Annotated in this window: 8 protein-coding genes; all 8 read left to right on the forward strand. The window is 39.0% G+C overall.

The genetic code is table 11. The features are described from left to right. The first annotated feature begins 552 nt into the window (after positions 1-552). The 8 genes from F3D68_RS11495 to F3D68_RS10810 all read left to right on the forward strand — a co-directional run bounded on the left by F3D68_RS11495 (position 553) and on the right by F3D68_RS10810 (position 6,722). Entirely contained in the window at positions 553-840 is a 288-nt protein-coding gene (locus F3D68_RS11495) for a zf-TFIIB domain-containing protein (RefSeq protein WP_151194441.1), read from the forward strand. Between the two features lie 155 nt (positions 841-995). Further along, positions 996-1,985 (forward strand): glutaminase A, encoded by a 990-nt coding sequence (gene glsA, locus F3D68_RS10780; protein ID WP_151194442.1) that lies wholly within the window; start codon positions 996-998, stop codon positions 1,983-1,985. 60 nt (positions 1,986-2,045) lie between these two features. Then, on the forward strand, positions 2,046-2,366 hold the full coding sequence (locus F3D68_RS10785; RefSeq protein ID WP_151194443.1) for a DUF4404 family protein: 321 nt from the start codon (positions 2,046-2,048) through the stop codon (positions 2,364-2,366). A gap of 5 nt (positions 2,367-2,371) precedes the next feature. After that, on the forward strand, positions 2,372-2,791 hold the full coding sequence (locus F3D68_RS10790; protein WP_151194444.1) for a hypothetical protein: 420 nt from the start codon (positions 2,372-2,374) through the stop codon (positions 2,789-2,791). Further along, positions 2,763-3,239, forward strand: coding sequence for a ribosomal protein S18-alanine N-acetyltransferase (gene rimI / locus F3D68_RS10795; protein ID WP_151194445.1), 477 nt, complete (start codon positions 2,763-2,765; stop codon positions 3,237-3,239). Before F3D68_RS10790 ends, rimI begins: the two co-directional genes overlap by 29 nt. A gap of 32 nt (positions 3,240-3,271) precedes the next feature. Then, a complete protein-coding gene (locus tag F3D68_RS10800; RefSeq protein ID WP_151194446.1) occupies positions 3,272-3,808 on the forward strand; it encodes a DUF924 family protein in 537 nt (178 codons plus the stop codon). A gap of 128 nt (positions 3,809-3,936) precedes the next feature. Beyond that, positions 3,937-5,712: an aspartate--tRNA ligase gene (gene aspS / locus F3D68_RS10805; RefSeq protein ID WP_151194447.1), complete on the forward strand. Its 1,776-nt coding sequence runs from the start codon at positions 3,937-3,939 to the stop codon at positions 5,710-5,712. Positions 5,713-5,804: 92 nt separating this feature from the next. Beyond that, positions 5,805-6,722 (forward strand): S49 family peptidase, encoded by a 918-nt coding sequence (locus F3D68_RS10810; protein ID WP_151194448.1) that lies wholly within the window; start codon positions 5,805-5,807, stop codon positions 6,720-6,722. Positions 6,723-7,272 lie beyond the last annotated feature (550 nt).

Here is a 7,272-nt window from a genome sequence, read left to right on the forward strand (position 1 = left end):
CACTAAAGCCTGATTTAGCAGCGCAGCCAATCTGGGTGAGTTTATCTTCTTGTCTGAGTTTCATGTATAGCTTTACCTGTTCTGTTGTGACTCGTTTTCTTGCCATACCTTAATCTTAATTATCTGCAGCTTTATTGATTAAGGAATAGCCTACATGATTCAACCGGCAATTCTAGTTGTCGTGATCGGTAAAGCTAATTGTCACCTAATACCAGTTATTTGTGCAATCCATGAATCTTTCCGTGATACCACCATATTAACAGCAACGCCTAAGAGAATTTCAGGGAAGATGTCAAAAAGTTTGTTGAGCGTTGAGTATAAGAGTGCTAAAAGATAATCTTTGCGATAACCGCGCATATAGCTTAATAGTCGTAATAATGGATATTTGCTTGTGGATAAATAGGTACTAGATCTCACTGGTCAATGTCATTAAGTATGGATATATAAATACTATCGGGAAATCCCTCTAATTCTCAAGCAAAAATATGCTTTATGGCAAAATGTTGTTAGCATCCAATTGTTGTTATCAGCGTTAACTAAGAGAGGTGTTAAATGAATTGTCCAACTTGTACTAATGAAAAACTATTAATGACACATAGAGATAATGTGGAAATTGATTATTGTCCTAGCTGTCGAGGGATATGGTTGGATCGAGGAGAATTAGATAAAATAATTGAGCGAAACTCTGCTCACATAGCGAGGACGTATCGACCCAATGATGATCAGCATAATGAAAAGGATAGAAAGCGCTACGACCATGAATTTGAAGGATCGAACGCGCATAACACACATAAAAAAAAGAAAAAATCGAGCTTTCTAGGAGAGTTATTTGACTTTTAGCAGTGAGGTGTTGATTTGATCCTGTAGATAGGGATTCTTTATTTGAATGTCTGGTTTAATCTATGTAAATGGCAATGAAATAAACGCTATTAAATATTTGAAGATAGGTATAAAATAAGCCCTATTTCCAAAGGCTAAAATATAAAATTAAAATAATGATTTCTGATGAAAAATTCCAAGAGTTTTGTACTTATCTAAGTGATATTCATGCAAGTTTACAATCTAATCAACAAGGCAAAGTGGCAAGCTATATTCCTGAGCTTAAAAAAGTTGACCCTAATCAGTTTGCAATATCTGTGTGTACAGTTGATGGTAGAAAATTCAGCATTGGTGATTATAAGTCACGCTTTTGTATGCAATCGATGGTGAAGCCTGTATTGTACGCTCTGGCACTAGAAGAAAATGGATTAAGTCATGTGCATAAGCATATTGGGCGTGAACCAAGTGGTAAAAACTTCAATGAGTTAACATTAAACGATGAAGGCTTGCCGCATAATCCAATGATCAATGCCGGAGCGATTATGTCGTGTTCGATGATCAAGCGTAAATCCAATCCGGCAGATCGTTTTAATCATATCATGCAAGCGCTTTATAAGTTGGCAGACAGTCAGAAGATTACGTTTAATAATGCCGTATATAACTCTGAAAAAGAAACAGCAGATCGCAATTATGCCTTGGGTTATTTTATGCGTGAGCATCAAGCTTTTCCAAAAAATACCGATTTGCATCGTACGCTTAATTTATATTTTCAGGCATGCTCTATCGAGCTTAATAGTGAGATTTTGGCAACGATTGCGGCAAGCTTTGCCAATGCCGGTAGTTGTGCCGTGACGAAAGAGGAAATCTTTAAACCAGAAACAGTCAAAAACTGTTTGTCTTTGATGTATTCATGTGGCATGTATGATTATTCTGGTGAGTGGGCGTTCTCGATTGGACTGCCTGCCAAAAGTGGCGTATCTGGTGGGATTTATGTCGTTGTTCCTGATTTGATGGGGATTGCGATTTACTCACCGCGCTTGGATAAACATGGTAACTCATTTAAAGCAATCGAAGTATGTAAGCGTCTTGTTGAGCGTTATAGTATTCATAATTATGACAGTATTTTGCGCTGTCAAAATAAAATTAATTTATTCCCAGTAAGTTAATTGTCAAACAAGCGCTTAACACCTAGAATAAAAGCAAACTAAAGGCGCTAGGAGCAAGCTATGCCACAAGATACAATTGCTAAAATCAAAGAAATTCTTAAAACGTCAGATAAATTAAACTTTGATGATACTGAGCACTTATCCGAGTTGTTAGATCAGTTGCAGATTGAACTGAAATCTTTGCCTGAGAGCGAAAAGGAACAAGCGCTTGAAATTGCTAACTTGACCAAACAAAAAGTAGAAATGAGTAAGCTGCAAGATCCTAAAGAAGCAGATTTTAGCGATCTTGAACAGGCGATTATTGAGTATGAGGTGAGTCACCCAAGGCTAACACATACCGTGCGCTCTATTTGTAATCTATTATCGAGCATTGGGATCTAGTTTGCATGACCGAAAATGAGCGCCAAAATGCGATTTTACAGCATTTAGCTATTACGCGTTGGTATGCTAAAGATAATCCTGCTCATAAAGAGGAGCTATCAGCGGACGAGACACATATTATTGCCAATAAGCTGAGCGTGATTATATCTACTTTGGAACAGCAGGATCGTGTTAAAGCGCTTATAAATGCGATGTTTACACAGTTCTCAGTATGTTTTATTGAAAAAGATCAAGCACAAACAGAAAAAAATATAGCCTCAAGTGCGATAATTCTCTATGATGAAAACTTGACTTTAAAAACCTTGTTAGATCAAAGTTTGCATGATAGGTGTTATGCGCTTAAGCTGCATGAACTCAATCGTGCCGAGGTAAAAAAACAAACCATGATGAATCTTTATGCAGTATCAGATTTTGCCGTTAGGTGAAAACCATTTACCACAGATGATGGACATTGAGCGTGAGGTGTTTGAATACCCATGGTCAGCATCACAAATGAAAGATAGTATTTTGTCCGCGCATACAGAGACATGGGGGTTATTTGATCTTAATCATCAACTGATTGCTTTTGCGGTTATCTCAGTAATCTTTGATGAAGCCGAAATTCTTAATTTTTCAGTGGCAAAATCATATCAACATCAAGGTTTTGGGCAAAAGCTATTGGCCTATTTGATGAATCATTTGTCTTATAAGCAGATTGAGAAGTTGTTTTTAGAGGTGAGAGTTACCAACATCCCTGCAATTAGCATCTATAGAAAATACGGCTTTGAAGAAATTTCAACTCGTAAGAACTATTATCGCGTTGGTGATAAGCATGAGGATGCACTGGTGTTGCAGGCAACGTTACAAATCCAGCATTCAACGCATTATTTTTAAAACGCATAAACTTAAACTTAAGAGGGCATGGTATGCACTATCAAGAGATTTTAGACTTTTGGTTTAAAGAGCTAACTGCAAAAGACTGGTTTGCAAAGAGTGATGCGTTGGATCAAAGCATTAAAGATCGATTTTTGGCAGTTCACAAAGCAGCATCTCGTGGTGAGTTGTTTACATGGCGCGAAACAGCACAGGGACGTTTGGCAGAGATTATTGTGCTCGATCAGTTTTCGCGCAATATTTTTAGAAATACAAAAGAAGCTTTTGCTTATGATTCATTGGCTTTAGTGTTAGCACAAGAGTTAGTGCTGTTGAAGCTAGATCAAACATTAAGTGATAGTGAGCGTTCGTTTGCTTATTTGCCTTATATGCATAGTGAGTCCAAAACCATTCATCAACAGGCGTTGGCACTTTATACCGAGCTAGGTAATGGTCGAAGTTTAGAGTTTGAAATAGCGCACAAAGCAATTATTGATCGGTTTGGACGTTACCCACATCGCAATGCGCAACTAGGGCGAATCTCGAGTGATGAGGAAGAAGCGTTTCTGCTTGAGCATGCCGGCTTTTAATTCAATTCAATACCTTAAAACATAAATTTGCAAAACTCCCAGTCTCAATAATTGTTATCTGTCACATATTTGTATATGCTTAACGGCTTATATGTCTTTGTTATGTTATGTTATTTAAAGGATAAAAAATGCGTAGTCATTATAGTTCAGAAGTAAATGAATCTTTGGTTGATAAAACCGTTGAAATATGTGGATGGGTGCACCGTCGTCGTGACCATGGGGGTGTTATTTTCTTAGATATTCGTGATCGCACGGGTCTTGTGCAATTGGTGTATGAACCAGAAAATGCGAGCGTTTTTGAACAAGCGGATCATGTGCGTCATGAATATGTGATTAAAGCTAAAGGTCTTGTTAAACTGCGTCCTCTTGGTCAGGAAAACAATAACTTAGCCAGTGGTAAGATTGAAATTATTGGACAAAGTTTAGAGCTTATTAATCGCGCTAAAACCATTCCTTTTCAGTTAGATGAGCACCAACATGTTGGTGAAGATGTGCGTTTGAAATATCGTTATATCGATTTAAGACGACCTGAGATTCAACATCGCTTGATTCAGCGTGCGCGTATTTCACAGTTTGTGCGTCACTACCTAAATGAGCATGGATTTTTGGATATTGAAACGCCATTTTTAACTAAGGCAACGCCTGAGGGTGCACGTGATTACTTGGTGCCAAGTAGGAATCATCATGGTAAGTTTTATGCGTTACCGCAATCACCGCAATTGTTTAAACAACTATTGATGGTATCTGGTTTTGATCGTTATTATCAGATCGTTAAATGTTTTCGTGATGAAGATTTGCGTGCAGATAGACAGCCTGAATTTACTCAGATTGATATCGAGGCATCATTCATCGATGAAAATACGTTAATGAATTTAATGGAAGATATGGTTCGTCGTTTGTTTAAACAAACGGCAGATGCGGACTTCCCATCGCAATTTCCAGTGATTAGCTATGCTGAAGCGATGGCTAAATATGGTTCAGATAAGCCGGATTTACGTATCCCGTTGCACTTCATTGATGTGAAAAACATTATGCAAAATGAAGAGTTTAAAGTGTTCTCAGCACCTGCCAATGATGAAAAATCACGTGTCATTGCGATGCGTTTAGCTAATGGCAATGCACTCTTGACACGTAAAATGCTTGATGATTATACCAAGTTTGTTGGGATCTATGGCGCTAAAGGCTTGGCGTATATTAAGGTCAATGAGATGGCGAAAGGCAAAGAAGGACTGCAATCACCCATTGTCAAAAACCTCTCAGATGAAGCATTGACAAGAGTGCTTGAAGTCACAGAAGCCAAAGATGGTGATATTATTTTCTTTGGTGCGGGTAGAGCAAATATCGTCAATGATTCGATGGGCGCGCTACGCGTCAAAATTGGCGAAGACCTTAAACTACACACCAAAGCATGGGCGCCGTTATGGGTCGTTGATTTTCCGATGTTTGAAGAGGCAGATGGCAGGCTGTATGCATTACATCATCCGTTTACTGCGCCAAAAGTGGATAATGTCGACGAGCTTAAAGCGCATCCTGAAAAAGCCCTATCTCGCGCCTATGATATGGTGATCAATGGCTATGAAGTTGGGGGTGGTTCGATCCGTATCCATGATCAACAAATGCAACAAACAGTGTTTGAGCTATTAGGAATTAATGAGGAAGAAGCCAAAGAGAAGTTTAGCTTCTTACTAGATGCTTTGCAGTATGGTGCGCCAATTCATGGTGGAATTGCCTTTGGCTTAGATCGTTTAACAATGTTAATCACCCATACGACTAATATTCGTGATGTGATTGCTTTTCCTAAGACACAAACAGCGAGTTGCTTGATGACTGAAGCGCCTGCTGAAGTTTCAAACGAGCAGTTGCAAGAGCTTGCAATCAAAACAGTTATTACTGAGAAAGCATAAATAGCGCAGCTAGGGCTGTATTTTTCTATCAAATCATCTACCATTAAACCCATGGTTGTTTTTATGTCTCTTTAAACAAATAAGGAAATACTATGTCTGAACATTTACAGCGTATTGCTGATGCCTACATTCTTGAGCAACGTCGCGCACGGCGCTGGCGTATATTTTGGCGCTTTTGCTGGTTAGTTGTTGCGATTATCATTATTGGACTTTTGATTAAAAGCTTTAGCAGTAAACCAGTTAATAATGAAAACCATATTGCTTTAGTTAAGGTTGATGGGGTCATTGCCGATGATAGCAATGCCAATGCCACACGCATCAATGACAGTTTGGATGCGGCATTTAAAAATAAAAACACTAAAGCGGTGATCGTACAGATCAACAGCCCCGGCGGCTCGCCAGTGCAATCGGATGATATTTATGAGCATATGCGTTATTTGCAAAATAAATATCCTAAGACGCCATTATATGCGGTGTGCGTCGATGTTTGCGCATCAGGTGGCTATTATATTGCGTCAGGTGCTAAAGATATTTATGCCAATAAAATGACAATTACTGGCTCGATTGGTGTGAGAGCCGGTGGCTTTGGTTTTGTTGATTTATTAAAGAAAATAGGTGTTGAACGTAGATTATACACAGCCGGTAAAGACAAAGGGTTCTTAGACCCATTTGAACCACAAAGTGCCTCGCAAGTATCGGAAATGGAAGCGATGCTGACTGAAACACATCAAGTATTTATCGATGCGGTTAAAGCAGGGCGAGGCGATCGCCTTGATAAAAAGCAAGAAGATAAAATATTTTCAGGTATGCCATTTTCAGGCGTACAAGCTAAGAAATATGGGTTGATTGATGGATTTGCGTCAGTTGATAGTTTGCAACGTGAGAAATTTAATGATATGAAGGTGGTTAACTTCACTAAACCATTGAGTGTGTTTGATCAAATTAGTCAAAAGCTAGGCACTGAAGTAATGTATCAAGCAGCTGAAGCTAGTGGCTTGAAGCTGCAGTAGGTTGGATTTTAACTCCCCTTCACCCGTTGAGCTTTAGCGCAACCAACCGAATAGTCTCTGTTGAGCGAAAGTTCGAGGAGAGCACAGTCTTTGAACTTTCGCTCAACAGAGACCACCGATTGGTTCTCCCCCTGTTAAACGCTTCTATTGCAACAGACTATGATCAGAGGGAAAGGAAGAAGTCGATCAAATAGCCTGTTGCAAAAAGTATACTCACCACTAATTAGGTTGCGATGAGTGTTAGATAGGTTAATGCAGCTGATTATAGCGGCAGTGTGTAGGTAAGATTTAATCCTGCTGTGTAGTAGGCAATGGCTTTATTGATTTTACCATTATTGTCAGAGATCTTATCTAAATCAGTTGCTGATTTACCGAAGGTATAATCAAATGAAGCGGTTAGCCCAAGACCATTTTGCCAGGGCGCATTTGCGATTTGTGGGTATTTTAGGAAGCCATTGCTAACCCGCCTGCATAAGCCATTCTTTCAATATCTTCCCATCGCCCAGCCTTGTAAAAAGACCGTATGAATAACATATCATTAGCGCTGTCC

It is taken from the genome of Cysteiniphilum sp. JM-1 (genome assembly GCF_008711525.1).
Classification (GTDB): domain Bacteria; phylum Pseudomonadota; class Gammaproteobacteria; order Francisellales; family Francisellaceae; genus Caedibacter.

Bases quoted from the DNA above. Each gene is read 5' to 3' on its own strand.
- F3D68_RS11495 (WP_151194441.1), top strand. From the start codon at position 553: ATGAATTGTCCAACTTGTACTAATGAAAAACTATTAATGACACATAGA.
- glsA (WP_151194442.1), top strand. From the start codon at position 996: ATGATTTCTGATGAAAAATTCCAAGAGTTTTGTACTTATCTAAGTGAT.
- F3D68_RS10785 (WP_151194443.1), top strand. From the start codon at position 2,046: ATGCCACAAGATACAATTGCTAAAATCAAAGAAATTCTTAAAACGTCA.
- F3D68_RS10790 (WP_151194444.1), top strand. From the start codon at position 2,372: ATGACCGAAAATGAGCGCCAAAATGCGATTTTACAGCATTTAGCTATT.
- rimI (WP_151194445.1), top strand. From the start codon at position 2,763: ATGCAGTATCAGATTTTGCCGTTAGGTGAAAACCATTTACCACAGATG.
- F3D68_RS10800 (WP_151194446.1), top strand. From the start codon at position 3,272: ATGCACTATCAAGAGATTTTAGACTTTTGGTTTAAAGAGCTAACTGCA.
- aspS (WP_151194447.1), top strand. From the start codon at position 3,937: ATGCGTAGTCATTATAGTTCAGAAGTAAATGAATCTTTGGTTGATAAA.
- F3D68_RS10810 (WP_151194448.1), top strand. From the start codon at position 5,805: ATGTCTGAACATTTACAGCGTATTGCTGATGCCTACATTCTTGAGCAA.